Origin of the sequence: Nocardia sp. NPDC050630 (assembly GCF_044457245.1) — a bacterium.
GTDB lineage: Bacteria > Actinomycetota > Actinomycetes > Mycobacteriales > Mycobacteriaceae > Nocardia.
In genome coordinates, this window is record NZ_JBITGN010000008.1 from 136409 (window position 1) to 162394 (window position 25986).

The 25986-nt window shown below is 65.6% G+C and carries 19 protein-coding genes; 5 read left to right on the forward strand and 14 right to left on the reverse strand.

The features are described 5' to 3' along the window. Nucleotides 1–30 precede the first annotated feature (30 nt). Both ACIBG0_RS21755 and ACIBG0_RS21760 read left to right on the forward strand, forming a co-directional pair. The gene (locus ACIBG0_RS21755) at nucleotides 31–1059 is read left to right on the forward strand and encodes a hypothetical protein (protein ID WP_397034775.1); all 1029 of its coding nucleotides are present in this window, start codon (nucleotides 31–33) and stop codon (nucleotides 1057–1059) included. Then, nucleotides 1035–1196, forward strand: a complete 162-nt coding sequence (locus ACIBG0_RS21760) for a hypothetical protein (RefSeq protein ID WP_397034776.1) — start codon at nucleotides 1035–1037, stop codon at nucleotides 1194–1196. The genes ACIBG0_RS21755 and ACIBG0_RS21760 overlap by 25 nt, the downstream gene beginning before the upstream one ends. On the opposite strand, the gene ACIBG0_RS21765 is transcribed toward ACIBG0_RS21760, so the two are convergent. The 4 genes from ACIBG0_RS21765 to ACIBG0_RS21780 form a co-directional block, all read right to left on the reverse strand. Next, nucleotides 1155–5405, reverse strand: coding sequence for a type I polyketide synthase (locus ACIBG0_RS21765; protein ID WP_397034777.1), 4251 nt, complete (start codon nucleotides 5403–5405; stop codon nucleotides 1155–1157). The two genes, ACIBG0_RS21760 and ACIBG0_RS21765, sit on opposite strands and share 42 nt — an antisense overlap. Continuing rightward, nucleotides 5402–5668: an acyl carrier protein gene (locus tag ACIBG0_RS21770; RefSeq protein ID WP_397034778.1), complete on the reverse strand. Its 267-nt coding sequence runs from the start codon at nucleotides 5666–5668 to the stop codon at nucleotides 5402–5404. The genes ACIBG0_RS21765 and ACIBG0_RS21770 overlap by 4 nt, the downstream gene beginning before the upstream one ends. 27 nt (nucleotides 5669–5695) lie before the next feature. Next, the gene (locus ACIBG0_RS21775; RefSeq protein ID WP_397034779.1) at nucleotides 5696–7366 is read right to left on the reverse strand and encodes a fatty acyl-AMP ligase; all 1671 of its coding nucleotides are present in this window, start codon (nucleotides 7364–7366) and stop codon (nucleotides 5696–5698) included. A gap of 217 nt (nucleotides 7367–7583) precedes the next feature. Continuing rightward, nucleotides 7584–9026 (reverse strand): threonine/serine exporter ThrE family protein, encoded by a 1443-nt coding sequence (locus ACIBG0_RS21780; RefSeq protein WP_397034947.1) that lies wholly within the window; start codon nucleotides 9024–9026, stop codon nucleotides 7584–7586. 240 nt (nucleotides 9027–9266) lie between these two features. On the opposite strand from ACIBG0_RS21780, the gene ACIBG0_RS21785 reads away from it, so the two are divergent. After that, on the forward strand, nucleotides 9267–10121 hold the full coding sequence (locus ACIBG0_RS21785) for a TIGR03619 family F420-dependent LLM class oxidoreductase (RefSeq protein ID WP_397034948.1): 855 nt from the start codon (nucleotides 9267–9269) through the stop codon (nucleotides 10119–10121). A 27-nt stretch (nucleotides 10122–10148) separates the two neighbouring features. Here ACIBG0_RS21785 and ACIBG0_RS21790 read toward each other — a convergent pair whose 3' ends face one another. The 3 genes from ACIBG0_RS21790 to ACIBG0_RS21800 form a co-directional block, all read right to left on the reverse strand. Beyond that, nucleotides 10149–12068: a VWA domain-containing protein gene (locus ACIBG0_RS21790; protein WP_397034780.1), complete on the reverse strand. Its 1920-nt coding sequence runs from the start codon at nucleotides 12066–12068 to the stop codon at nucleotides 10149–10151. 112 nt (nucleotides 12069–12180) lie between these two features. After that, entirely contained in the window at nucleotides 12181–13911 is a 1731-nt protein-coding gene (locus ACIBG0_RS21795; protein WP_397034781.1) for an ABC transporter ATP-binding protein, read from the reverse strand. Further along, the gene (locus ACIBG0_RS21800; RefSeq protein WP_397034782.1) at nucleotides 13908–15767 is read right to left on the reverse strand and encodes an ABC transporter ATP-binding protein; all 1860 of its coding nucleotides are present in this window, start codon (nucleotides 15765–15767) and stop codon (nucleotides 13908–13910) included. Before ACIBG0_RS21800 ends, ACIBG0_RS21795 begins: the two co-directional genes overlap by 4 nt. A gap of 135 nt (nucleotides 15768–15902) precedes the next feature. Here ACIBG0_RS21800 and ACIBG0_RS21805 point away from each other — a divergent pair, with 135 nt between their 5' ends. Beyond that, complete coding sequence (locus ACIBG0_RS21805; RefSeq protein ID WP_397034783.1) at nucleotides 15903–16673, forward strand: helix-turn-helix domain-containing protein; 771 nt, start codon at nucleotides 15903–15905, stop codon at nucleotides 16671–16673. Between the two features lie 126 nt (nucleotides 16674–16799). Here ACIBG0_RS21805 and ACIBG0_RS21810 read toward each other — a convergent pair whose 3' ends face one another. Genes ACIBG0_RS21810 through ACIBG0_RS21820 form a run of 3 tightly spaced genes read right to left on the reverse strand, consistent with a single transcriptional unit; the run spans nucleotide 16800 to nucleotide 20001 of the window. Beyond that, a complete protein-coding gene (locus ACIBG0_RS21810; protein ID WP_397034784.1) occupies nucleotides 16800–18437 on the reverse strand; it encodes an ABC transporter permease in 1638 nt (545 codons plus the stop codon). Then, the gene (locus ACIBG0_RS21815) at nucleotides 18434–19366 is read right to left on the reverse strand and encodes an ATP-binding cassette domain-containing protein (RefSeq protein ID WP_397034785.1); all 933 of its coding nucleotides are present in this window, start codon (nucleotides 19364–19366) and stop codon (nucleotides 18434–18436) included. The genes ACIBG0_RS21810 and ACIBG0_RS21815 overlap by 4 nt, the downstream gene beginning before the upstream one ends. Next, nucleotides 19366–20001 carry a TetR family transcriptional regulator gene (locus ACIBG0_RS21820; protein ID WP_397034786.1) on the reverse strand — a complete coding sequence of 212 codons (636 nt, stop codon included), beginning with the start codon at nucleotides 19999–20001 and terminating at the stop codon, nucleotides 19366–19368. Before ACIBG0_RS21820 ends, ACIBG0_RS21815 begins: the two co-directional genes overlap by 1 nt. 230 nt (nucleotides 20002–20231) lie before the next feature. Here ACIBG0_RS21820 and ACIBG0_RS21825 point away from each other — a divergent pair, with 230 nt between their 5' ends. Further along, nucleotides 20232–22190, forward strand: coding sequence for an acyl-CoA dehydrogenase (locus ACIBG0_RS21825; protein WP_397034787.1), 1959 nt, complete (start codon nucleotides 20232–20234; stop codon nucleotides 22188–22190). Here ACIBG0_RS21825 and ACIBG0_RS21830 read toward each other — a convergent pair. The 4 genes from ACIBG0_RS21830 to ACIBG0_RS21845 form a co-directional block, all read right to left on the reverse strand. Further along, nucleotides 22187–22819 carry a phosphatase PAP2 family protein gene (locus ACIBG0_RS21830; RefSeq protein ID WP_397034788.1) on the reverse strand — a complete coding sequence of 211 codons (633 nt, stop codon included), beginning with the start codon at nucleotides 22817–22819 and terminating at the stop codon, nucleotides 22187–22189. The genes ACIBG0_RS21825 and ACIBG0_RS21830 overlap by 4 nt on opposite strands. A gap of 91 nt (nucleotides 22820–22910) precedes the next feature. Continuing rightward, nucleotides 22911–23348 carry an SRPBCC family protein gene (locus tag ACIBG0_RS21835; RefSeq protein WP_397034789.1) on the reverse strand — a complete coding sequence of 146 codons (438 nt, stop codon included), beginning with the start codon at nucleotides 23346–23348 and terminating at the stop codon, nucleotides 22911–22913. 52 nt (nucleotides 23349–23400) lie between these two features. Continuing rightward, nucleotides 23401–24303 carry a nuclease-related domain-containing protein gene (locus tag ACIBG0_RS21840; RefSeq protein WP_397034790.1) on the reverse strand — a complete coding sequence of 301 codons (903 nt, stop codon included), beginning with the start codon at nucleotides 24301–24303 and terminating at the stop codon, nucleotides 23401–23403. A 90-nt stretch (nucleotides 24304–24393) separates the two neighbouring features. Next, entirely contained in the window at nucleotides 24394–25770 is a 1377-nt protein-coding gene (locus ACIBG0_RS21845; protein ID WP_397034949.1) for a DUF2252 domain-containing protein, read from the reverse strand. Nucleotides 25771–25986 lie beyond the last annotated feature (216 nt).

Here is a 25986-nt window from a genome sequence, read left to right on the forward strand (position 1 = left end):
GAATCGGCATCGCCATGCCAGGATGACCGAATGACCAACGGGGCGAACCGAATTGCCGAGCATACCGTCCAGCTGATGATGGATTACGGCCAGTTCTGCATAGACGGCGGTTTCGGCGATCCGGATTGTGAACTCGACCTGCTCGATCAGGCATGGGCGCAGCGGCCGTGCGCGGGCGACGGCACCGCTCTGCTCGTGCTGAGTCCGCATCAGAACAACTTCGAGATGTCGATCACGGTCCAGGTGTGGGATGACAGGCCGCCGAATGATCGCGACGACTGGCAGCAGATCTGCGAGGGTCGGCTCGGCGTGGATTCCGATGGAACGCTGAGTATTTCGTCGCCGCCAAGTACCTGGGCCGATCCGTGCCCGGTTCCGCCCGGTGATTATCTGATCGAAGTCAGCGGTCGCGGATTCGTGAGCTATGGATGGCCGGGAACCACGACGCCCGGTGATATCTGGCGGATCCGGTTGTGGCCCGACGACGGTGGTGATCTCCTGCCGCACCGGCAGTGGGATATGCCCGGCCACGGCATCCCGGAGAATGTGCCGATATCCGAGCGAACAGCAGCCGAGGATTTCGTGGATGAGGACTGGGTCCTCCTCATGGATTCCACGGGTTCCCGACGCATCCGGGCCACTGACCTCGAAGCGGAGATGGCGCGCACCGAATGGGGCGGCGAACCGATACCGAAACCGAGCGATCAGTTTTCGGCTGCGGAACTGGCTCGTTTCGATCGCCCGCTGGCCGAGGCGATCGCCGCCATGGATGAGCCGACCTTGCGGCGGCTGGCTCAACGGTGCGCGGTCAAGGCCTGTGAGTTGGCTGGCATCGCCGAAAGACCCTGGGTAGCACCGGCATTGACGGCGTTGAATGAAGGGCGACCACTGCCCGCGCCGTTCGATGACATGGAGACCGCCTTCGGGCGTCTGGACGAGGAGGAGTTCGGACCTGCCGAGGACAGGTCGCGCCAACTTGTCGCATCGCTCGGTGTGTCGAGGCGTTCGCGGACGAATCCGTTCGATAAGGTCCGGTGCATCGCCCCCACTTCGCATTGAGCGCCATCGAGCACGCAATGGATCCGGACGCGCTGACCGCGGCGATAGACGCGCTGCATACCGCCGCGGTCACCTTCGGTGCCGATGCCCCGGTGTTATTCGCCGAAATCGGTAGGGAGTTCGGCTCGGCCAGCTGACCGAAGCAGGGCCAACTCCTCAGCGAGAATCTTTACCGTGTCGCGAATCTGTTCCTCGCTGTGGCATGCGGTGATGAAGAAGCGCAGGCGGGCAAGGTTTTCCGGTACCGCCGGGTAGAGGATCGGGTTGACATTGATGCCGTGGCGCAATAGCGCGTTCGACAGTGTCAGCGTCTGCATCGAGTCGCCGATGATGCACGGGATAATCGGGGTGTCCGCGCTGTCACCGGTGTCTATACCCGCATCGCGGGCCAGCCGCATAAAAAGTTGTGCATTGTGACGCAGGCGATCCAGCGGTGTGCGATCGGCGCGCAGTTGGCGGATCGCCGCCGCCGATGCCGCCGCATTCATCGGTGTCATGCCGACGCTGTAGACGAATCCCGGCGTGGTGTATTTGAGGAAGCGAATCAGTTCGGCGCTGCCCGCCACATAGCCGCCGCAGCCAGCCAGCGCCTTCGACATTGTGCCGGACCACAATTCGACGTCGCCGCGATCGACATCGAAGTATTCCCCGATGCCGCCACCGTTAGCGCCGAGCACACCGATACTGTGCGCCTCATCGATCATCAACAGCGCCTGATGCTTCCGCTTGACCTCGATGATCGAGGGCAGATCCGGAATATCGCCGTCCTGGCTGTAAACGCCCTCGATGAGGATCAGCACACGGCGGTATTGGTGCCGGATTTCGGTCAGCAGCCGGTCGAGCGCCGCATGGTCGTTGTGCGGGAACGGCCGCCGCGTCGCGCCGGACAGTTTGCAGCCCTGCAGGATGCTGTCGTGCGCGAGGCTGTCGTGGATCACCAGATCCTGCGGGCCGACGATATGTCCGATGATCGTGACATTCGTCGAATGGCCGCCGACCAGTGCGATCGCATCCTCGGTGCCGAGCAGACCGGCGAGTTCGGCCTCGAGTTCGCGGTGTACCGGCTTCTCGCCGGAGAGCACGCGGCTGGCCGAACACGAACTACCGTAGCGCGCGACCGAATCCTGCACCGCCGTCACGACCGCCGGATGCCCGGACAGGCCCAGATAGTTGAAGCTGGAGAAGTTGAGCACGCATGCGCCGTCGATCACCGAGGTGTCCCGGGTGACGCCATCGTTGATCAGAAAGTATGGATTGGACAGCCCGAGCGCCTCGGCGCCGGAGAGCCGATCACCGATCGCCCGCACCTCGTCGAACTCGCAGATCCGATACTCCGGCGCGACGGCGACGCGTTCCGGTTCGGGTTCGGGCGCGGGCGCACCGGTGACCTGAGCCGCGACGTGGCCGATGACGTCGTCCAGCGTCGTCGCAGGCGTGAACCAGCTCGGATCAATGGTCAGTCCGGGAAGTTTGCGGACGAGTCCGCCGAACAGGTCGGTGAGCATGATCGAATCGAGTCCGAGGCCATCGGTGATCGTGTGGTCGTCGCGTAGTCGGTCGGCTGGGAATCCGCTGACCCTGGCCATCTCCGCGCGCACGATGCCAGCGACCTCCCCGTGACCGACAGCCGTCCGGTCGGCGTCCGGCAGCGGTGTGCGTACCTCGGTGGATGCCGTTGCGACACTGGCTAATACGGCGGCCTGCTCGCGGAAAAGTGCGATCAACTGGTCCATGGTGGTTGTTGCCTCGGGTGGTGTGGAAGTTGGAGTGTGGGTGTCGGGTTCGACCCAGAAACGGTGTGCGGTCGAGAACTCGTAGGTCGGCAGGCGGTGACGGACTCGCTGGGCCGGTCGGTAGAGCTGATCCCAATCGGGGGTGGAACCGTCGCGGTACAGCGCGGCAAGGGTTTGTGCGAATTCGGTGCCGGTCGCATGCGGTCCGGGGCTCGGCACCAGGCAGCGCGGTGTCAGCTCCGGCCGTATCCGGCTGACCATGGGGGTCAGGACCCGGCGCGGGCCGAGCTCGATGATATGGCTGGGCTCGGTACCGAGCGCGGCCTCGATGGCCTCGGCGAAACGTACTGTCGCACGGATGTGTTCGGTCCAGTACGCGGCATCCATCGCTTCGGATTCGTCGAGCAATCGGCCGCGCACAGTCGAGTAGATGGGAATGTTCGGTGTCCGGTAGGTGCAACCACGGGCGACAGCTTCGAACTCGGCCAGCATCGGTGCCATCAATGGACTGTGGAACGCATGGGAAACAGTGAGCGCCTTGGTGTTCATCCCACGTGCCTCGAGCGCGACCCGGAGCCGGTCGAGCGCGGCTCCGGGACCGGAAAGCACGAGTTCCGCGCCCGCATTGACGGCGGCTATCGCGACCATGGGTTCGTCCGCGACCAGATCGGCAACCCGGTCCTCGTCGGCGTGCACGGCGAGCATCGCGCCGCCCTCGGGCAACCGCTGCATCAGCCGACCGCGCGCGACCACCAGTCGACATGCGTCGTCGAGGTCGAAAACGCCCGCGACGGCCGCGGCCGCGAATTCGCCGATGCTGTGTCCGATGAGCCATGCGGGCCGCACGCCCGCGTCGGCGAATGACCGGGCGAGTGCGTATTCCATCGCGAAGATGGCGGGTTGGGCGAGCTCGGTGTGGTCGATATCGGTGCTCTCATCGAGCAGCAGGTCGCGCACCGAGCGACCCAGGTATTCGATCATGCGGTCGTCGACTGCCCACAGAGCCCGCTGGAACGATGGGTTCGCCGCTTCCAATGCCCTTGCCATTCCGGCGAATTGCGAACCCTGACCAGTGAACATCCAGCCGATGCGGACCGTCTCTGCCACACCGACTTCCGGGTCGTCGCGCAGGCGGGTGATGGCGTCGGCACGATCCGCCGCGACGATCGCCAGTCGAGTGCGCCCGGAAGATTTGACCTGGTTACTGGTCCAGCACAGCTGCGCGAACCGATCCTCGGGCACCATGGCCAATGCGTCGGCAAGACGAAGCGCGTTGCGCCGCAATCCTTCCTGGTCATTCGACGAGACAATGAGCACGCCGCCGCCGGACGCCGCCGGAGCTGTCCTCGCGGGTGCGCTGCCCAGCACAATGTGCGCATTCGTGCCACCGATCCCGAAGCTGCTGACGCCGCCGAGCGCCGGTCCGTGCAATGGTGTCGCTTCGGCGACCAGGCGCAGGCCATGGTGGCTCATCCGTAGCCGGGGATTTTCCTGCTCGGCGAATCTCGTCGGCGCGACCACACCATGGTGCAGACCGAGCGCGACCTTGATCAGTCCGGCGACTCCCGCAGCGCCCTCGGTATGACCGAGATTGCCCTTGATCGAACCGATGCCGCATGGTTCGGCGCGGTTCGTCCCGTGCAGTGCGCCGAGCGCCTTGATCTCGATCATGTCACCGAGAATCGTTCCGGTGCCGTGCGCTTCGATGAAGTCCACGTCCTGCGGCCGTACTCCGGCCCGCTGGTATGCCTCGGTGATGACCTGCTGCTGTGCCCACCGGTTCGGCGCGGTGATGCCGTTGCTGCGGCCGTCGGAGTTGACCGCGCTGCCCTTGATCACCGCGTAGACCGGCAGCCCCTCGGCCACCGCATCGTCCAGGCGCCGCAGTACGAGCACGGCGACACCCTCACCGCGCACGATGCCGTCGGCGTTGCCGCTGAAAGGTTTACAGCGGGCATCGGGCGCGGACAGTCCCGCCTGGGTGTAGAACACACCGACGGCCGGGGTGAGAACGAGATTCACGCCACCGGCGACCGCCTGATCACATTCGCCGGAAGCCAGGGCACCGCAGGCGAGATGGACCGAGACCAGCGATGACGAACAGGCGGTATCGACCGCGATACTCGGACCGCGCAGATCGAGCTGATAGGACAGCCGGTTCGCGGTCATGAAATACCCATTGCCCGAACCGTGCTGCGGCGTGATCGCGGCATAATCGCTCATCTGCAGATTCGCCCACTCATTGGCCATCACCCCGACGAAAACGCCGGTGCGCGAACCTGACTGGGCCCGCGGGTCGAGCGTGGCGTCTTCGAAGGCGCGCCAAGTGGCCTGCAGCAGCAGACGCTGTTGCGGATCCATCGCCTCGGCCTCGCGCGGTGCGATACCGAAGAATTCGTGGTCGAACGCGTCCGCGTCGTCGAGGAATCCGCCGCTGCGGGTATTGATGGTGCCGGGGGTACCGGCCGGATCGTGGAAGTCGTCGGCGTGCCAGCGGTTCGCGGGCACCTCCGAGATCGCATCTCGGCCGTCGAGCAGCATCTGCCACAGTGCGGCGGGATCGGGGGCATGGGGGAATCGGCAGTCGAGGCCGACGATGGCGATATCGGTCATGCGGCGTGGGCGAATTCGGCGGCGAGGTGGGCGGCGATATCGGAGATGGTGGGGTAGTCGAAGACCAGGGTCGGGTCGATATCGAGTGACCACCGGTCCTCGATCTCACCGCACAGGGTCACCGCCGAAGCGGAGTCGAGGCCGAGTTCGGCGAGCGGAATCGCCGGATCCACTTGGTGCGGTGCACGTTCGGTGTAGTCCGCGACGCGCTTCACGAGCCAGCCCTGGATTGTTGTCGGGCAGGCGGCGGCTGTATCGAACATATTCGGCTCCTCGGCGGTACGGGTCGGTCAGACGGTCAGTGATCGGCTCAGTGCCGGTTCGAGATCTTCGTGCAGCACACCCTCGACGCGATCCTCCAGGAACGCCGCCCGCATCGAGCTGCGCTGGACCTTGCCGCTGGTGGTGTGATGCACTGAACGGGTTTCTACGAGAACGACATTCGGCGCGGGCACATCGAACCCGCGGGCGACCGCGATTTTGATCGCCGAGGTCAGCTCGGTCAGCGTGGCCTCGCCGAGCAGCGCCTTCTTGACGCCTTGCAGTACGACCATTCGTTCCCGGCCCCCCGCGTCGACGGATACGGCCACGCCGACGCTGCCGGCGAGTGCCGGATGCAGTTCGCTCACCAGTTCCTCGACGTCCTGGGGATAGAGGTTGCGGCCGTTGATGATCAGCAGATCCTTGAGTCGGCCGGCGATGAACAGCTCCTCGTCGTGCCGCAGACCGAGATCACCGGTGCGCAGGAACGGCCCCTCGGTGCCGATGTGCGCGTCGAAGGTGTCGCGGGTCTCGTCGGGACGGTTCCAATAGCCGGCCGTAACGCTCTCGCCGCGAATCCAGATCTCGCCGACGGTGTTGTCCGGCACCTGTTTGCGCGTGTGCGGGTCGACGATGCGGATGTCGAGACCGCGCGCCGCGCGTCCGCAGCTGACGAGCCGGGTATCGCGTCCGGCGTCGAGGTAGACCGGTGCCGCGTCGATCCGTCCGTAGCTGGCGAGCAGCGTCACCTCCGCCAGGCCGTAGGCCGGCAGGAATGCCGTGGGCTGCAATCCTGCGACCGCGAACCGCTCGTTTACCGCCGCCACGGTCCGTTCGCGAACCGGCTCGGCGCCGCACAACGCGGACCGCAGACTGCTGAGATCGAGATCTGCCAGCTGCTCGTCGGTCACTCGGCGCACGATTAGGTCGTATGCGAAATTCGGCGCCCCGGTGTAGGTTGCTCGATACTTGCTGATGGCCTGCAGCCAGCGCACCGGACGCTTGAGGAATGTCGTCGGCGACATGAACACCAGATTCGCGCCGAAGTACACCGCCCCCAGCACAAAGCCGATCAGGCCCATGTCGTGGAAGTTCGGGATCCAGCTGACACCGGTCGCGGTATCGTCCAGCTCGCCGCCGGCGGCGATGGCCGCCTCGTTGTGCATGAGATTGCCGTGCGTCACGACGACGCCCTTCGGGATGCCGGTCGATCCCGAGGTGTATTGCAGGAATGCGATCGTCCCGGAGTCGATATCGGGCATTTGCCAGACGTCGGGATCACCGAGCGGACCGTCGGTGGCGGCCACGACCGCCGTCGTGGCCGCCGCGACCAGCGGCTGGAATTGGCTGGTCGTGAGCACCAACCGGGCACCGGAGTCCGCGATTATGCCCGCTACCCGGTCGGCGCTGCGCTCGTAGTGCGGCAGTGGCGCGGGAACGGCCACGACGCCGGCGTACAGGCAGCCGAGAAATGCTCGCAGAAACGCCATACCGTCCTGGTAGAGCAGCACAACGGGCTGCGTCGATTCCGGCCGATCGGCCAACCAAGCGGCCACGGCCCTGGCATCGCGATCGAGTTCGCGGTAGGTGACGATATCCTCGACGAGCTCGCGACCGACCTCACGCAGATAGGTGTAGGACCTCGTATCCCCGTATTCGCTTACGTGCCGACGGACGTGGTGGACGTAGCTCGGCTGCATAGTGGGGGTTCCTCCGGGGGGATCGTGAACGGGTGCACGATTAACCTTCCGGTGTCCGGGCCCCGGGAAACAGGGACCTCAGGGATCGCCCAGCAAACCCGAGGGTGGACAATTCTCACCCCGGGGTGCCCACATCGCAGTGAGATAGCGCAGGGTCAGTGCACGAAATCCGGTCGGGCGGAGACGAGTTCGGTAGAGGATCGGGTGATCGGCCACATCATGGTCGACGGCCGGGATCGCGACGATGCGGATGGCGCCGCCGGTGCACGATGACCGGTCGGCGGATCGAGCCGAATCGGCTCAGGATCCTCGGTCGGCGCACAGTGCGGTCGAACCACTCGCCGAGGGTGACGCCCGCGGCCAGCGCACATCCGACGCCGACCGCGGCGAGCACCTGATTGCCTCCGATCAACAGCTCGTCGTTGAGCAGCGCGTAAAGCCCGCGATACACCTTCAGGCCGGGGAGCAGCGGGGTGATCCCCGCGAGCGCGACAACCAGCGGGGGAGTCAGCGCCCGGCGCGCCATCAGGCCACCGGCCAGACCGACCAGCGTCGCGGCGACCGCGGAGGAGATCACCGGACCGAAGCCCAGATGCTGTACGAACAGAAAACAGATCGTGCCCGCCGCACCGCCGAAGGCGGCAGCGGCGAGGGCGCGGCGTTCGGCGTAGCAGGCGAGTGCGAACGCCAGTGCGGCCACCGCACCGGCCACGATCTTGATCGGCAGATCGGTGATATCGCGGCTGGAGGTCAGATAGACCGGTGGGATAGTGGCGCCGACGATATCGCCGATTCGCAGTGCCATGGCGATGCCCGCGATAATGCCGCCGGTCATCATCATGACCTCGAGCATGCGGGCGGTCGCGGTGATCGGCGCGCCGGTTATCGCGTCCTGCACCGCGCCGACCAACTGCAAACCACTGAGCAGCACGGTGATTCCGGCGGCGATGACCAGTGTCGGGTCGACATCGATGTGCAGCGTTGCCACCAAGGCGGCCAGCAGCAGGGCCGGTGTCGCCGCGACAGCGCCGCCCACCACATGCTGGAAGAAGAACGGCAGACCGTAGCGATTCAGCACGCGATTGACGCGGTCGATGGCCAGGGTGGTGCCGAAGCTGACGGCGGCGACCAGCCAACCGCCGCCGAGCAGCGCGGCGATCGATGCGGCCAGCAGCGACCACCCGAAGGTGGCGACCCACCGGTGGTACGGATGCGGCGCCGAGGTGATGGCGTCCAGGCGGGCACGTGCGTCCCTGGGCGGGACGACCTCATTACGGATGCGGCGGGTGAGCCGGTCGACGGCGGCGAGGCGAGTGAAGTCGAGGGATCGGTATTTGACGACCCGCATGCTGCTGGCAGGCGGCAGCAGCGGACCGCGGTCGGCCCAGATCCTGATCGCGTCATAGGTGACGTCGATATCGCAGCGAGCCAGTCCGTAGGTGGCGGCGATGAAACGCACCTGGGTCATCGTGTCGTTGACACCTGTACCTGAGGCGAGCACCACCTCACCCACCCGCACTGCCAAATCGAGCACCTCGGCGACGCGGGCATCGTCGGTGAGATCGATCGGCTGCAGCGGTGTCGGTGCGGCGACGATGTGGTCGGCGGTGGCCGGACGGTCGGCGACCAGCAGGTCGACCGCCTGTTTGACGACTGGCACGCGGGGCGCTCGCAGGAATCGCAAGCGCGGCCGCCTGGCCGCTTGATCGCTCGGGGCGGTGTCGTCTCCTCCTGAAAATGTGTCCGGACCCATGAGCGCGACCGTAGTCAACCGAGGCCCGGGTTCGCATCCGTAGTGGTCCGAGGGACCGTCTCGAGGTTTGGACGGCTGTCCGGACACTTGGTCGACGCCGCTAAAAGTGATAGAACTTGTTCTAATTTAGCGATGGGAGCGCGCACGGTGCGGTACGGAATTGTGTTGTTCACCAGTGACCGGGGCATTACGCCCGCCGATGCGGCCGCGGCCGCCGAACAGGCCGGATTCGACGCCTTCTACGTGCCCGAACATACCCATATTCCGGTGGTTCGGGCGGCGGCGCATCCGCGCACTGGGGATGCGAGCCTGCCCGACGACCGGTATCTGCGCACGCTGGACCCATGGGTCGCGCTGGCCACCGCGGCGGCGGTCACCAGCCGGATCACCTTGTCCACCGCGGTCGCCCTGCCCGCCGAACATCATCCGATCACGCTGGCCAAAACCCTCGCCTCGCTGGATCACCTGTCCGGCGGTCGGGTCAGCCTCGGCGTCGGTTTCGGCTGGAATACCGACGAAATGGCGCATCACGGAGTACCCGCGAATAAGCGCAGAACAGTATTGCGTGAACATCTGGATGCCATGCGCGCATTGTGGTCGGAGGATGAGGCCAGCTTCGCAGGGCAATTCGTGAATTTCGGACCGAGTTGGTCTTGGCCCAAGCCGGTGCAGAAACGGATTCCGGTGATTCTCGGCGCGGCCGGGACCGAGCAGTCGTTCACCTGGCTGGCCAAGAACGCCGACGGCTGGCTTACCACCCCCACCGAGGATGGCCTCGGGGAGAAGATCGAACTGCTGCATCGGATTTGGCGTGAACATGAGCGCGAGGGCAGTCCGGAAATCATTGCGCTGGCCGGACGTCACGACGCCGCACAGCTCGCCCAGTGGGCCGAATTGGGTATCACCGAAGCGGTTTTCGGGCTGCCCGATCGCGACGCCGAGGACGTGCGCGCATATCTGAGCCGCCTCGCCGGAAAGCTCGGTCTCGAAGCAGCCCGCTGACACGGTTGGCGCCCGCGGGCTTCGGCGCTATCCGCGTCGTCTGCGTACGATTAGGAATCCGATCAGCACACCGGCCACGCCGATGATCGCAGACCCGATCACACCGATCGCGATCAAATCGGTCGACGAATTCGAATCGGAGGCCCGCGATTCCGCCACCGCGGGCGCCGCACCCGGCGTGCGGCTCGTCGGCGTCTTCACGCCGGTCGAATTCTCGCCGAAAACTCCGTCGCCGATGGTGCTCGCGTACTTCGGACCGCTGTCCTTGGTATCGGTGACGGTGAGATCCAATTGCACCGGTACCGGACGGTTCTCACCCTGCTCGAAGGTCGAGCCGAGTTTGACGGCGATGTAGTACCAACCGGCCACCGCCTCCCGTCGTGGCTCCAGTTGGTCGGCCTTGCGGTTGTTGTACCGAATCGGCACCGTGGCTATCGCCTTATTCGTCGGCAGGACACCCTCGGTGCCGGTATAGGAGGAGAAGTCCGAATCGATCTCCTCGCGGATCGGGCTGTAGAGGGTGGTTCGGATATTGGAGAGGTTGTCGAGTCCGCGAACGCCATTGGCCCCGAACCGAACTCGATACGCGAGGCCCTGGCCCCAGTCCAATCTGACGCGATAGAAGACGAATTCACCCGGCTGGAGCGCATCGGTGTAGCGACCGCTGCCCGGCAGCGTAGCTGCCACAGTGAACGATGAGCCGCCGGCTACCGGCGCATCCGCACCGTTCGGTTCAACGAAGGTCGTCGGCGGTGCGACCGCGATCGGACCGGCGTCGGTCACCGCGGGTTCTATACCGACGATGAGTTCGATCGGAAGTCGTTCCGGCACACCGGCGGATACCTTCTCCCACGCCAATTGGAAGTAGTAGCGGCCGCCGCCTTTGCACTTATCGGAGCCGCTGTTGCCCGTGCGTTCCTTGGTCGCACCGTCGAAGGCCTTCGCCACGGTGAGCGCGACACCGTCGCTGGATTTGGTGGAGCTCTCGAATTCGAAGACATTGCAGTCCTCGCCATCCGCACCGTAGACCCGCATTTGCAGCACGTTCAGATCTTCGGTCGGGGAGATCGCACGCAGTCGCGGAAAGGATAGGGTGCCACTGAAATACGCGGTCGCACCCGTCGGGACATCGACTGCCCAGTAGCGCTTTTCCCGCTGCCCGATGGTGTCCAGATACTGGCCGGGGGCCGCGACCGGCGCGGCGGCATAGGTCGGGGCGCCGGTGATCGGTATGCCGACGGCCTTGTAATTGCGCAGGGCGGCCGATGATATGCGCGGCAGCGTCCGTTCGAGTGCGGGACCGTCGGCGGCATCGCTGTAGGTACCACCGGTGGCCTGCGCCATGCAGGTCAACTGGGCGCGGGCCTTGGCGTCGACGGCGAATCCGATGGTGTGCACGATGAGATCGAGCCCCTGCTTTTTCAATTCGCGGGCGACTTCACAGGGCTCGGGTGGGGAGCAGGTGTCGTCGCCGTCGGAGACCAGGACGATCGAGCGCGGACCCGATTTCGGCAGTGTCTCGGCGGCTTGGCGCAGTGCGGTGCCCATCGGCGTCCAGCCACTGGCCCTGATTCCGTCGACCGCGCTGGTCAATGCGGTCCGGTCCAGGGTTTCGGGTTTGTGCAGAACCCGGACGTCACGGCAGCCGGATGCCTTCTCCGCCTCGGTATTTCCGGTGTTCGTGCCGTAAACGGTCAACCCCACTTTGGATGTCGCGGGTGCGGAACCGACGAAGTTTCGCACGGCGGTCTTTGCGGCATCCATCATGGTGCCCGACGGATCGGGGCGCTGCATGGAACCGGACGCGTCCAGAATGAGCATGGTCGGCGCGTACTGCGGGTTGTCCGGACTCTGCTGTGCCTGCGCGGGCAACGCCGCCACAGCAAGTCCGATCAAACCCGCGGCAGCGGCCGCGGTCAGCCGGGTAAAGCTTCGGGTCCTCGACATATGCCTCGTCTGCTTATTTCGCTTCGATAACGGAGCAGACGTTACCCACAGCTGGTAGGTGTTCCCATTAGTGACACGAACACTGGTGTAGCCGAATATCGGTATCGGCTGGTCAAGATGTCAGGGATAGATTCCAGAACTCGGCGTAGCGGCCAGCGCGGTGCAGGAGTTCGATGTGCGTGCCCTGTTCGATGATCCGGCCGCCGTCCAGGAAGACGATGTGATCGGCGCGTTGGACGGTCCGCAGCCGATGCGCGACCAGCACCACCGTCCGCCCCACCATCAAGCGCTCGATACCGTCGTGGACGGCCGCCTCATTCACCGGATCCAGCGCCGAGGTCACCTCGTCCAGCAGCACGATGGGCGCATTCTTCAGCAGTGCTCGCGCGATCGAAACCCGCTGGCGTTCACCACCGGAAAGCAGTGCGCCGCCCTCGCCGACATGCGCCGCCCAGCCGCCGGGCAATCGCTCGATCACCTCGTCCAACCGCGCTGCGCTCGCTGCCGCCCGCACTTCGGCGTCCTCGGCGTCGGGACGGCCGAGGCGCACGTTTTCCTCGATGGTGCCGTCGAAGAGATAGACATCCTGGAAAACGATGGCGATCTGGTCCATCAGCACGTCGGTGGCGATCGCGCGGACGTCCACGCCACCGACCCGGACCGCGCCCGCGTCCACGTCGTAGAACCGCGCGAGCAATTGCAGCAGGGTGGTTTTACCCGCTCCCGACGGTCCGACAACGGCAAGCCGTTGGCCCGCTGGTACCGACAGCGACACATCGTCGAACACGGTGCGGTCGCCCTGGCGGAAGGTGATGGATTCGAACTCCACGTCACCACCCACCGGCTGGATCGGGTTGGGAGCTTCCGGTAGCGGTTCGGTGCGCAATACCGTCTCGAGTCTCGTGAGCACCGAACGCGCGCCGCGGAGTTTGCCACCGATTTCCGATAGCGACAGCAGCGGCTCCGCGCAGCGGGCGGCCAGCACCAGGATCGCCAAAAGCTCTGCCGCGCCGATGGGAGCGGCGGCGCGACCGGGTAGCCCAGCTCCGCCGAGGGCGAGGTAGGCACCCAGCGTGAGTAGGGCGGTGAATGTCGCCTGCACCGTGATCGCCAGGCCTACTATGCCCGGTAGCGCCGACAGCGTGGTGCGGCGGGATGTGCGCTGGACTTCGTGCAGTGAGTCGTCGAGCAACCGAAAGCGTTCGGCGGTCCGCCCGCCCGCCCGCAGCACCGGCTGGGCCTGGAGATATTCGATGACGCGTCCGGTGGCCTCGTGGTCGCGTTCGACGCGCTGCGCATCGTCGGCGGCCATTGAGCGTCCGGTCCAGATCTGGATCGCCGCAATGATCGGGGCGGCCAGCAATGCGGCCGACCCCAGTTGCCAGTTGTAGGCGAACATCACGGCGACGATTGTCAGCGGAGTCACCGCGGCGGAGATGAACGGTGCCAGCAGATGCGCGATCACGCTCATCGCCTGCAGCACACCGCGGCTGGCCAGGACGGACACCTCCCCGACACGGCCATGGCCGTACCAGCCGAGCGGCAATCGGGCCAGATGGTCGCCGAGCCGGTGATACATGCCGCGCAATAGGGTGGTCCCGACCCGGAAGCCGGACAGATCGCTGCGATAGCGCAGCGCCGCGTAGACCGCGACGGCGGCCGCGAAGGCGATCAGCCAGGGCCGGGCGGCCGCGGGTGTGCTCCCGAACAGTTCCCGCAGTACGGGAACCAGCAGTGCGTAGGACAAACCCTCGGCTATCGCGGTCGTCGTCATCAGGACCAAGGTGCGACGTACCGGCTTGGCATACTCGGGTCCGAGCACGCGCAGTAGCATTCGAATCATCGCTCGTCTCCTTGTGCGGCGCCGTATTTACCCGCCCCGCCGGTTGTCATTCCCCACGGGGTTTCGGGGTCGATTGCCGATCGTTGTGAATGCCAGAACGCCGCGAACTTTCCGCCCTGTGCGAGGAGTTCGGCGGGCCTGCCGTGCTCGACGATGGACCCGTGCTCCAGCATCACCACGGTGTCCGCGTCGGCGATCGTCTCCATGCGATGGGCGATGATCAGAATCGTCCGATCGCCCGCCAGCGTCGCCAAGGCCTGACGCACCGCCTGTTCGGTCTGCGGGTCGGCGAAAGCGGTCGCCTCGTCGAGCGCCAGCACGGGTGTGTCGGCGAGCAGTGCGCGTGCGATCGAAATCCGCTGTGCCTCACCGCCGGACAGTCCCGCCTGCGCATCGATCACGGTGTCGTATCCGTGCGGCAGCTCGAGAATTCGATCGTGGATATTCGCCAGCCGGGCGGCGCGCACCACGTCATCGATGTCGGCATGCGGTACCGCGAGCGCGATATTGTCCGCGACCGACGCGCGCAGCAGTCGAACATCCTGAAAGACGAAGGAGACCATCCGATAGAGCTCCGGACTGCCGATTTCGCGCAGATCGACACCGCCGAGGGTGACCGACCCGTGCGTCGGATCGAAGAACCGCGGCAAAAGTTGAACCAGGGTGGACTTTCCACTGCCCGACGGCCCGACGAGCGCGGTGACCGTCCCGGGCGACAGCACCAGGTCGATCCCGCGCAGTACCTCGTGCTCGTCGTCGTAACCGAATCGAACCTCGCGCAGTTCCACCTGGTACCCCTGCGGTGCGACCGGGTGCGTGGGCTCCGGAAGTGACTGCACCGCAAGCACTTCCTGGATTCGTCCGACCGCGCGCCGGGCGGCCTGCATATCGTCGAAGCCGTGGCCGAGGGCCGCCACCGGAGCGGTCAGGCCGAGTCCGAGTAGCAGGAACGGCAGCAGATCGGCCGGGGCCATGGCGCCGTTGGTGATCAGAACCGCACCGCCGATGAGCACGACCAGCAGCACGAACGGTGGTGACAGTGCAAGCTGCATGCCCGCGGCGATCCCGGAGACGCCGTGCACCCACCGGTAGAAGGCGGCGACGAAATCGTCTGCGGCCGTGCGGAATTTACGGTGCGCGCGCCCGGATCCGCCGAACGCCTTGACCACCGAGATGCCCTGTACGAATTCGATGACGGAATTCGAAATCCGTCCCATGGCCGTATCGAACTCTTCCTGCTCGCGCTGCCGCGTCGGGGTCATCATCAGCGGGACCAGCGCCACCGCCAACACCACTGGTATCAGCGTGATCAGGGTGAGCCGCCAGTCGATGGTGAACAAATAGATCAGCGACACCAGTGGCACCACGAAGGCGGCGATGAGCTCGCCCGGGGCGTGGGCGATGAACGGGTGCACGGCACTGACGTCCTCACCCACCACCTTTGCCAATTCGCCGGTCCGGCGCCGGGAGAACCAGCCGATAGGTACGTGCCCCAACCGTGCCGCCAATTGCCTGCGGAACGACAGCTGTACCCGGCCATCGACAATATGCCCGATTCCCGAGGATGCGGCGGTGAACAACAGTCGGATCAATAACCCGACCGCGCCCGCTATCACGACGATCCAGACGTGACCGTGATTGATCGCGAAGGGCGACAACAGAATTCGACCCAATTCGACAACCGCGAGCAAAGGCGCCAGACCCGCGACAGCACCGATCACCTGAAAGATGACAAGAGCGGCGAAGCTCCCCAGATAAGGACGCAGCAACCCGGCCACGCTGTGGCCCGTCACGGAATCGGCATCCGGTGATGGTGAGGACAGCTCTGTCATCTCGGCAACGTCGATGGTGGTCATTGCTGTCCCGGCGTGCGTGCGGCCAGGAATTGAACTCGTGGTGGAACTTTGCCTCGCATGATCTGCCCTCCGGGCTGCTCGTGATGGTCTTCATCGGCCGCTGCGTGCAAACGACGCAGCGATACCCTGGCAGCTGTGACGGTGGGTGCGCTTTCGGAAATATGCGGTCCGGCAATGTCGCCGATGGTGTGGCTGCGGCCGGGGCATGTCGGTTACATCGGGCCAGAGCTGGGCGTGGACCCGCATTCGGTCTCGGTAGCGGTGCTCAGCGTGGGCCTGCACGGGCCGTTCATCCTCGAGACGGCCGCACATGGGGATGTACGCACCGGTAGTTCGTTCGCCCCCGCCCACTCGGTGCACCGTGTGCTCGCACCGGAAGGGTGGATCCTGCTGCTGTTCGTCGATCCCGCCGGTGCGCCGGCAACCGCCATCGCGGACGAGATGACGGTGACCACCGGGCCTTACGGCCTCGGCCACCGGCGCGAACAGGAGCTCGTCGAGCTGTGCCGTAGCGATGACGTGGATCCGGACCAGATCTTCGCTCGGGCCAGTGCCGGTCGGGCACCGGTTGCCGATCCGCGGATCGAGCGGGTCGCCACCGCGATTCGCCGGGACCCGAATCGGATCTACCGTGCCGATGCGGTCGCCGCGAACCTGGGTCTGTCCACCCCGCATTTTCTCCGGGTGTTCGCCCAGCGCAGCGGCACCACATTTCGCGGCTACCAGCGGTGGGCCCGGGTCATCCACGCACTACGGGACGCCGCGGACGGCCGCGATCTCACCCGATGCGCCACAGACGCCGGTTTCGCCACCCCCTCGCACTTCAGCGAGACTTTCCACCGTATGTTCGGGCTGTCCGCCACCGCGCTGCTACGTTCCGGCGTCCGGTTCGACCTCGGAACCTAGCCTGCCCGCCGACCTCACCGGACTGATCCTCGCCGGATACCGCGTAGCGGCTCCTCGACGACTCCGAACGCGCAACAGGGCCCCGCAACGGGTGGTGAAACTCGTTGCGGGGCACCGATCCGAATATCAGCGCAGGTCGCGGCGACGGAAGCCCACGATCCCGACCCCGAGCAGCACGACCACGATCCCGAGCAGCCACAGGATCGGCGTGGCCTCGAAGGCCGAGCCCGGCAGCTTCGGCGGGTGCGTGAAGGGAACCAGATCGCGCACCCACTGGGGCAGCCCGTCGAGCGCGCCGATGACGAAGATGATGATCATCGTGCTCAGTACGCCCCACGCGACCGGCGTGTAGCGGGGTGCGAGCCCGTAGATCGCCACCGTGATCGCGGTGAGCACCCACACCGCGGGCAATTGCACCGCCGCCCCACCGAGGCAGTCGCCCACCTTGCCCGCCAGATCGCCATCCGAGATGCCGTAGAGGATTCCGACCGCCGCACCCGCGAGGAACAGCAGCACCACCGGTCCGAGTACCGCGATGCCGATATGGCTGAGCGCGTAGCGTTCTCGGCTCACCGAACCGGCCAGTGTGGCCTCGGCGCGCTGGCTGGACTCCTCCTCGTGCAGTCGAAGCACGGCCGAGATGGAGTAGGCCGATGCCGCGATGGCCAGCATGCCGAGGGCGAACGTGATGAACGAATTCTGCAGCACATCGGTGCCGCCCATCCGGTTGATCACGTCGCGAACCTGGTTACTGTTGTCGAGCATATCGCCGACGCTGTTGATTGCGCCGCCCATCAGTGATCCGTAGAGCAGGAAACCGATGGACCACGCCAGCAGCGAGCCGCGCTGCAGCCGCCAAGCCAGTCCGGATGGACCGGAGAGTGCGGGCGCCGCTACCGGTGCGCCAGGCCGCTCGGCGAGCAGACCTGAACCCGTATCACGTTGCCGCAGAAGCATATACGCTGCGCCAGTAGTCGCAATGGCAACCGTGAGCAGCGGAATCAGCACCCACCAGCGCTCATTCGCGTACGGCCGCAGATTGATGCACCAGCCGAGCGGTGAAAACCATGACAGCACACCGTTTCCGGCGTCGCCGACCGCGCGCAGCGCGAAGGCCGTGCCGAGTGCGCCGAATGCCACCCCCCGCGCGACCCGCGCCCCCACACTCACCTGTGCCGCGATGGCGGCGACCCCGGCCCAGACCAGACCTGAACAGCCGAGTGTCGCGCCGTAGGCCAGCGAACCAGCCGCGGGCAGGTCGCTGCCGGAGAGCGCGAGGGTGCTCAGGACCGCGACGATCAGACAGCCGGTCGCCGTCATGATCATGGCGGCGGTCAATCCGGCATAGCGGCCGATGCTGGTGGCGCCGACCAATTCCGCGCGACCGGTCTCCTCCTCGACCCGGGTGTGCCGGATAACGGTGAGGATCGTCGCGATCGCGATCATCGCGTAGAACGGCCCGGCTTTCCACAGCCCGATCGAGCCGAGATCGGTGCTGAAGACCGGCCCGTACATGGCGACGAGCGCAGGGCTTTCCATAACCGACTTCGCGGCATGATCGAGGTCGGCCTGTGTGGTGTACACGGCCTTTGCGCTGCTGACGTAGAAGGCGGGCAGCAGTCCGAAGGCAAGTACCCACAGCGGCAAGACGATGCGGTCGCGACGCAAGAACAATCGCAGCAACTGGGAGGTACCGGCGAAGTCGGCCGACCCGCGCACGGCGGGTGCGGCGTAATGGCGGCCGCCCGCGGTCGCGGTTGTCATGATCCCACCTTCTCCATGGTCGCCCTTGCCTGCTCGGACGTCGCGCCGTCGACGTGGTAGTGCCGCATGAACAGTTCCTCCAGCGTTGGCGGCGCACTGGTGAGACTGCGCACTCCGACATCACCGAGGATCCGGATCAACTCGCCGAGATGTTCCCCATCCACCTGGCAGCGCAGCGTCGAACCATCGCGTTCGATGTCCTCGACGCCCGCGATTCGGCTGAGATCGCCTGGGTCGCCGAGCAATTCGGCGGTAATGGAGGTACGCGAAAGGTGCCGCATATCCGACAGCGATCCGCTCTCGACGGTACGTCCGGCTCGGATAATGGTCACCCGGTCACAGAGCACCTCTACCTCGGACAGGATGTGACTCGACAGTAGAACCGTGGTGCCGCGCTGATTGGCCTCCTCGACGCATTCGCGAAAAACCTGTTCCATCAAGGGATCCAGACCTGAGGTCGGTTCGTCGAGCAGTAGCAGGCGCACATCGGAGGCGAGCGCGGAGATCAAGGCGACCTTCTGCCGGTTGCCCTTGGAATAGGTGCGCGCCTTCTTGCGCGGATCCAGATCGAATCGCTCTATCAATTCCTCCCGGCGCTGCGCATTGATTTCCCCGCGCATTCTGGCCAGTAGGTCGATGGTTTCCCCGCCGGATAACGACGGCCATAGTGTGACATCCCCTGGCACATAAGCGATTTCGCGGTGTAGCTCGACCGCGTCGGTCCACGGATCGCGCCCGAGTAGGCGGACCTCGCCGGAGCTGGCCCGTAGAATGCCGAGCAGGATGCGGATGCTGGTCGACTTACCCGCGCCGTTCGGGCCGAGGAAGCCGTGGATTTCGCCCTCGCGGACCGCGAGATCCAGCCCGTTCAGGGCGGCGAAGTGGCCGAAGTTCTTGTGCAGATCGCGAACTTCGATGACGTCGGACATCAGGTCTCCTTGGTAAGGGTGTCCAAAATCGTTGGGTCGGTAAGGAATCCCTGGGTGTAAAGCTCCGCGGCGGGCAGCATGAACTCCTCGCTCAAGGTGCGAACGAGTTTGCGGTAGTCGAGCTTTTCGCCGCGGTTTTGCAGCAGGGTGAAGTACAGGACGGTCGCGCCGACATTGACTGTCGTCAGGTATCTGGCCCGCGCGGCCGGGTCACGGCTCGGTTTGATGGTGCCCGCCTCGACACCTGCCTGGATGTACTCCTCGGCATCGGAGATCATGTGCTCGAGCAGTGACTCGGCCAACGGCCCGCCCGCCTGCAGGCTGCGCACCATGTAGGCGACCAGCGGGCCGTATGCCTCGATCTCGGACATGGCGTCGAGCATGCTTTTGGCGACGTTTGTCTCGGTGGCGGTCTTCCACTTCTGGGCCCGGATCAACTCCAGCACCCGCTCGTCGCAGGCGGCCCGCAGGCCATCCTTGGAGCCGAAATGATGGTTGACCAGTCCGGGAGATACACCGGCCGCTGCGGCGATCGCGCGCACTCCGACCTGGAATCCGTTGTCACCGAACACCTCGATCGCGATATCGCGAATGCGAGCTGCGGTGCTGAGATCCGAATTCGGGGCCGGCGTCACGCGGCGCCTCCTAGTTCGGCGGGTCCTTGCGATACGGCTCTCTGGTTGAACACATGTTTAGTATATTAAACACGTGTTCAATGGTAAAGCAAGAACTTTACGAAGATGTCGTGTCATGCTGTTTCTTCGGACTGAATCCGCTGGTCAAACCTCCGGCAGCGGTCGATGTCCGAAGCATCCGCTCGGTTCGAACGGCCCGCCGGATGCCCGCGAAACGCTACTGTCGGGGTATGCCTGACACCGAGAACGTCTCGACATCGGACCACCTCCGCGACGCACTCGACGGCCCATGGCGCGCGGTACGCGCCGAGGCCAGGGTGCAACTGGCCGGAGATCAGTTCACCGGCGATCCGTCTCTGGACTACCGCGCGGCACGGGCACGGGTGCTCGAGCAGATGCGGGCGATCGCATCGATGGGCTACGCGGAGCGTGGTTTCCGACGCGAGAACGGGGGCACGGGGGAACCGGGGGAGGCAGTGGTCGCACTGGAGATGTTGGCCTACGCCGACCTGTCGCTGTGGGTGAAATCGGGTGTGCAGTGGGGGTTGTTCGGCGGCGCCGTGGAAAACCTGGGGACCGAACGGCATCGCGATGTGGTCAAGCGGCTGATATCACTGGATCTGCTCGGTTGTTTCGCGATGACCGAATCCGGACACGGCAGCGATGTCGCGAATCTCGAGACGACCGCCACCTACGATCCGCAGACCCAGGAGTTCGTCGTCCATTCGCCGACACCGTCGGCGCGCAAGGACTACATCGGCGGTGCGGCCGAACATGCCAGGATGGCAGCGGTTTTCGCGCAGTTGATCACCGAGGGGAAGAGCCAGGGCGTGCACTGCTTCCTGGTGCCGATCCGGGATGAAAGCGGCGCCGATCTGCCGGGAGTGACCACCTACGACGACGGCCTCAAGGGCGGTCTGCTCGGCGTCGACAACGGACGGATCACCTTCGATCAGGTCCGCATTCCCCGGGAGAACCTGCTCAACCGGTATGCCGACGTCGCACCGGACGGCACCTACCGCTCCGATATCGAGAATCCGAGCCGCCGATTCTTCACCACCCTGGGCACTTTGGTGCGCGGGCGGGTCAGCGTAGGAGGTGCCGCCGCGGCCGGTGCCCGCGTCGCGTTGAGCATCGCCACGCGATATGCGCTGAAGCGTCGCCAATTCTCGGATCCGGACAGTGGCCAGGAGACCCTGCTGCTGGACTACCGCAGTCATCAGCGACGGCTGCTGCCCTTGATCGCCCGGTCGTACGCACTCGCGTTCGCACAGAACGACCTGGTCCGTCGCATGCATCTGGTGCAGACCGGTCAGGATCTCGATCCGGGTGCGCAGCGCGCCCTGGAGAAGCGGGCTGCTGGACTCAAGGTCGCACAAACCCGATTCGCCACCCGCGCCATCCAGGAATGTCGCGAAGCCTGCGGCGGCGCAGGCTATCTCACCGAGAACCGCCTGGTCACGCTCAAGGGCGATACCGACGTGTTCACCACCTTCGAGGGCGACAATGTCGTGCTCACCCAATTGGTGGCAAAGGAAGTGCTCACCGCCTACTCCGATGAGATCCGCGATCTGGACGCGCTGGGCTGGGTGCGCTTCGCCGCCACCATGGCCGGTGATGTCGTGCGCAAGCGTTCCGGTGTGCGCCAAATGATCCAGACGCTGCGCGACCGCGGTGACGACACCGTTGACGACGGCGACCTGTCCCGCCGCTCGGTGCAGCTGCAACTATTCGCCGACCGCGAGGACTATCTGGTGCGCACCGCAGGACACCGGCTGCGTGCCCGCGCCAAAGACACCACACCGTTCGAGGCGTTCAACAATGCGCAGGACCATATCCTCGCCGCGGGCACCGCGCATATCGACCGGCTGATCCTCGAGGCGTTCATCGACGGCATCGCCGGGATCGCGGATCCGGCGGCTCGCGAACTCGCCGAGACCGTCTGCGATCTGTACGTCTACTCGATGCTCGAGGAGAATCAGGCGTGGTTCATCATGCACCGGTTCATGTCGGTCGAGCGGGCGAAGGCCGTGCGTCGCGGTGTGAATGAACTGGTCGATCGGCTGCGCCCGGATGCGCTGACCCTGGTCGAGGGCATGGGGGTGCCGGAGAGCATGCTGCGTGCGGCGCTACTGGATGATGCGAGCGTGTTCGATCGAATCGGCAGTCACACGCCGGTGTCGATCTAGGATTCGCCGCGGGTCTGCTCTGCGAGGAATCCCTCGGTGAGCTTCCAGCACACGACGACCAGCGCGATCGCCACCGCCGCGCCGCCGAGAATATCGGTCGGTAGGTGATAGCCGAGGCCGATCATGCCGACCGCGGCGCAGACCAGAGCGACGGTGGCGATCACGATGGTGACGACCCGCGCCCGCATCGAGTCGGTCAGCACGACGAACGCGGTGGCGATCGCGACCAGATGCACGGTATGTCCGCTCGGATACGCGAGATAGTCGTGCAGCGGCCGATCCCACAGTGGTTTGAGTACCCAGCTGTTGAGCCCGACCACGAGCTCGGGAATCACCACCATCGCCACGGCCTGCCGCCACCGTCCCCGATAACCGAACCACGCGGCGGCCGCGAGCAATAGCGGAATCAGAATGTAGCCGTTGCTCGGAATCACCAGCGCCTGGTAGCCGCTGGGATGGGCGTCCAGCGTCGAATGGATCGGCTGGGCGAGCGCGCGATCCAGATCGGTGGCGGCGCCGTCGGCGGGGAAGGTCAGCGGCAGCGTAATCACGATGCCGACGCCGACGAGCACCGCGCACAGCGCCACGAGATTCGCCCGCAGCCGCCCGAGCCACCCCTCCCATTTCACCGGGGAAACGTAGCGTGTGAGCCTCGCCGCGTTCGGGGCGGGGAGGAAGCATCTCGGTCGCGGGATCACGGTCCGCAGCCGAGAGGATCGATCAGTACCCGCCGGATTCGAGCAGCGTCTTCGCGTGATCCAACCCGGCGACCTCTGTGTCCATCGTCCGCTGCACCGCCCGGGCCATGAGCAGCTTCTTCAGACCCGACAGCGGCGCTGCCAGCGAAAATGTGACCTGCGTTCCCCCTTCGACCATGTCGAAGGTGTACTCGACGACCGGCCGCAGCGGTCCCGAAATGCCTTCCAGGACGACCCGGCGCTCGGGCTCGAATTCGGTGATCCGCACATCGGCGGAAACCGACCGGCCGCCGGGGCCGTTCACCCGCTGTCGATAGACGGTGCCCACCGCGGGCGGTCCCTCGGCGGTGATCTCCTCGACCCCCGCTCGCCAGCGGGCGCTATTGGTGGCATCGGCGAAGAAGGCGAACACTTCGCCGATGGGTCGGGCGATCGTGATGGTGTGGGTGGCAGCAGGCAAGCGGAACCTCCTGACGCTAGCGCGGCTCATCGTGTCGTCGAGTCCCCCGCCGTCACCCTGGCCCGTAGGTCAATATCGCGATGACCACGAACCAAATCACCCAGGCGAAGGCGATGAGCATGCCCACGGCCAGGGTGATCCGCATGAACGCCCGCCCGAGATCCATATCGCCCGCCTGCCGGGGATACAGCTTCCACGGGCTGTACCAGGGCGCCTCGAGGACCAGGCCCGACGCGTTGGCGTCCCTTTCGGCCTGCGCCAACTCCTCGGCATAGGCCTCCGCCTGTGCTTGGTTCGGCCCACCGTGCCACAGCGTGATATCGATCGGACCGAGGAAGCCCTCGTTTATCAGATCCTGCGGGGCGGGCAGATAGGGCAGGATACCCAGGCTGCGGAAGGCCGCCGCGACATCGTTGGCCGTCCAGAGATGGATATTCTGCTCGGATTCGGCCAGCGTCTCGAAATAGTGCCGCAGCCGTTCGGGATCGCTGCCGAGGATCACATCGAAACTAGGATCGCTCCACTCCTGCTTGACCGACAATTCGGCCCCGCGCAGCGGCACGATCAGCGCGACACCATGCACGGCGCGCTGACCGAGTCCGCGGGCCGCCAGCCAATTCTGCAGTGCGAGTGTGTGTTCGCGCGATTTGTCCAGCGGGGTACGGCGGTCGCGGCCCTCCACGGCGAGCGGTTCGCCGGAGATCGTCCATGGCCCGCTGAGCGGGACCTCGAGCACGCCGTCCTGGCGCGCGACCAGCGCCTCGGCCTCGATCACCACACAACTGGTCGGAGTCCAGACCACGGCATCGAACTGATGCAGCCGATCATTGTGGAACAGACTGCAATTCACCGTGGCGACGCCATGCGGGCTGGCCGGATCCTTCCACGTGCGCAGCCAGTCGATCAGCGCCCGCTCGGCATTGGTGCCTGCCGGATTCTGTACTCGTACGAGCATTCGCGACCGCCCTTCACGTCATCACTCGATGGTGGCAAGGATACGGACACCGCCGCCCGCTTCGCCGCGCCTACGACCAGACGCGGCGTGTCACTGTGGTTGTTCGGCGGCGATCTTTCCAGCCCGCACCGCATCTACCAATTCGGCGTGGTCGGCCTCGGCCCGATCGGCATAGCGCACCGCGAAGCGCGCGACGGCATCCTCGAACGCATCGTCACCGTCGAAATACCCAGCGAGCAGGCGCGGATCGAGCGAACGCGAATGTGCGCGGGCCAGCAGCGCACCGGCCAGCCTGCCGTAGTCGTCGAGATCGTCCGAGGACAGCTCCGCCGGATCGATACTGCCCTTCATATTACGGAATTGCCGCACCGTGAAAGGCAGCTCGCCGGTCTCCAAGCGCAGTGTGGTCCAGCCGAGCAGAATATCGGTCTCGGACTGAACCAGCCTGGCGCCCTGCACGATTCGCTCACCCTCGTGCGCTGGCGGCGGCGCGGGCAGAAACGGTGCCAGGGCCGACGGATTGGCCTGCTTCAGCTGCAGCACCAGCGCCTCACCCGCATTGCCGTGCAGCAGCGCCACATAGCTGTGCAGTCCGACGCTTCCGGTGCCGACAATGCGGAAGGCAGTGTCGGACACCGCGAATCGGGCCAGCAGATTGCGCCGAGATTCGCGCAGCGTATCGCCGTAGCGCTCCAGCCCGTCGATGATTTCCTCGGCTACCTTGGCCTCGACCGGTGTGAGAATCGGTGGGTCACTGACGAATCGGTGCTTGCTGATTCCGGTCTCGTGGTCTTCGAGATGTTCGGTCCACTTCTCGACCACCTTGGCGCTGGTGTTCTTGCGCGCCTTCTTCGCGGCCTTCTTGAAGTCGTCGAGCAGATCATCGGCCCTGGCCCTACTGATGATCGACTCGTCCGGCAGCGCGCTCCACGATTCGATAAACGGTTGCTCGGCCAGGTGATCGATGGCGAGGCGATAGGACCGGGCCGCATCCCGCGCGGCCCGCAGGCAATCGTCTTCGCCCGCACCGCCTTCGCGGCCCGCCAGCACCAGACTGGCCGCCAAGCGCTCCAGATCCCACTCCCACGGGCCTACGATCGTTTCGTCGAAATCATTGATGTCCATGATGATTTCACCGCGCGGCGTGCCGTACAGGCCGAAATTCGCGGCATGTGCGTCACCGCAGATCTGTGCGGGCACCCCGGTATCCGGACTGCCCGCGAGATCGGCGGCCATCAGCCCGGCCGCGCCGCGATAGAAAGTGAACGGCGAGGTGAGCATTCGACCGATCCGCAGCGGTATCAGATGTGGCAACCGATCGGCATTGCTCGCGGCGATGAAGTCGAGCACATCCGGTCGCGTCGACCAGGTGACCGCTCGATCCCGGGCAGAGACCGGAACCCGTTGACGCAGCGCCCGTCCGCGGGCACGGACGTCCTCCGCCGGAACATAGGAGCGAAGATCGATCACTGTGTTATTTTGCCGCGCCTGCGGCGCGGCGGGTTCGCGGCCCCCTGGTGTCTCGCGTCCGAGCCGTCGAGACTCGCGACTTCGTCGCATGCGCTTCGACGGCTCGGACGCGAGACGGGCCGCGAACTCCTCGCTCGTAAGACTCGCTCCGTGGTGGTTGGGGGTGGCGGGGCGTTCGGCACTTGGTGCGCGCATGTGGGAAGGGCGAGCCCT

Coding starts and splice junctions, on each gene's coding strand:
- ACIBG0_RS21755 (WP_397034775.1), top strand. CDS start 31: ATGACCAACGGGGCGAACCGAATTGCCGAGCATACCGTCCAGCTGATG.
- ACIBG0_RS21825 (WP_397034787.1), top strand. CDS start 20,232: ATGCCTGACACCGAGAACGTCTCGACATCGGACCACCTCCGCGACGCA.
- ACIBG0_RS21765 (WP_397034777.1), bottom strand. CDS start 5,405: ATGACCGATATCGCCATCGTCGGCCTCGACTGCCGATTCCCCCATGCC.
- ACIBG0_RS21840 (WP_397034790.1), bottom strand. CDS start 24,303: ATGCTCGTACGAGTACAGAATCCGGCAGGCACCAATGCCGAGCGGGCG.
- ACIBG0_RS21790 (WP_397034780.1), bottom strand. CDS start 12,068: ATGTCGAGGACCCGAAGCTTTACCCGGCTGACCGCGGCCGCTGCCGCG.
- ACIBG0_RS21815 (WP_397034785.1), bottom strand. CDS start 19,366: ATGTCCGACGTCATCGAAGTTCGCGATCTGCACAAGAACTTCGGCCAC.
- ACIBG0_RS21800 (WP_397034782.1), bottom strand. CDS start 15,767: ATGACCACCATCGACGTTGCCGAGATGACAGAGCTGTCCTCACCATCA.
- ACIBG0_RS21775 (WP_397034779.1), bottom strand. CDS start 7,366: ATGCAGCCGAGCTACGTCCACCACGTCCGTCGGCACGTAAGCGAATAC.
- ACIBG0_RS21770 (WP_397034778.1), bottom strand. CDS start 5,668: ATGTTCGATACAGCCGCCGCCTGCCCGACAACAATCCAGGGCTGGCTC.
- ACIBG0_RS21810 (WP_397034784.1), bottom strand. CDS start 18,437: ATGACAACCGCGACCGCGGGCGGCCGCCATTACGCCGCACCCGCCGTG.
- ACIBG0_RS21795 (WP_397034781.1), bottom strand. CDS start 13,911: ATGATTCGAATGCTACTGCGCGTGCTCGGACCCGAGTATGCCAAGCCG.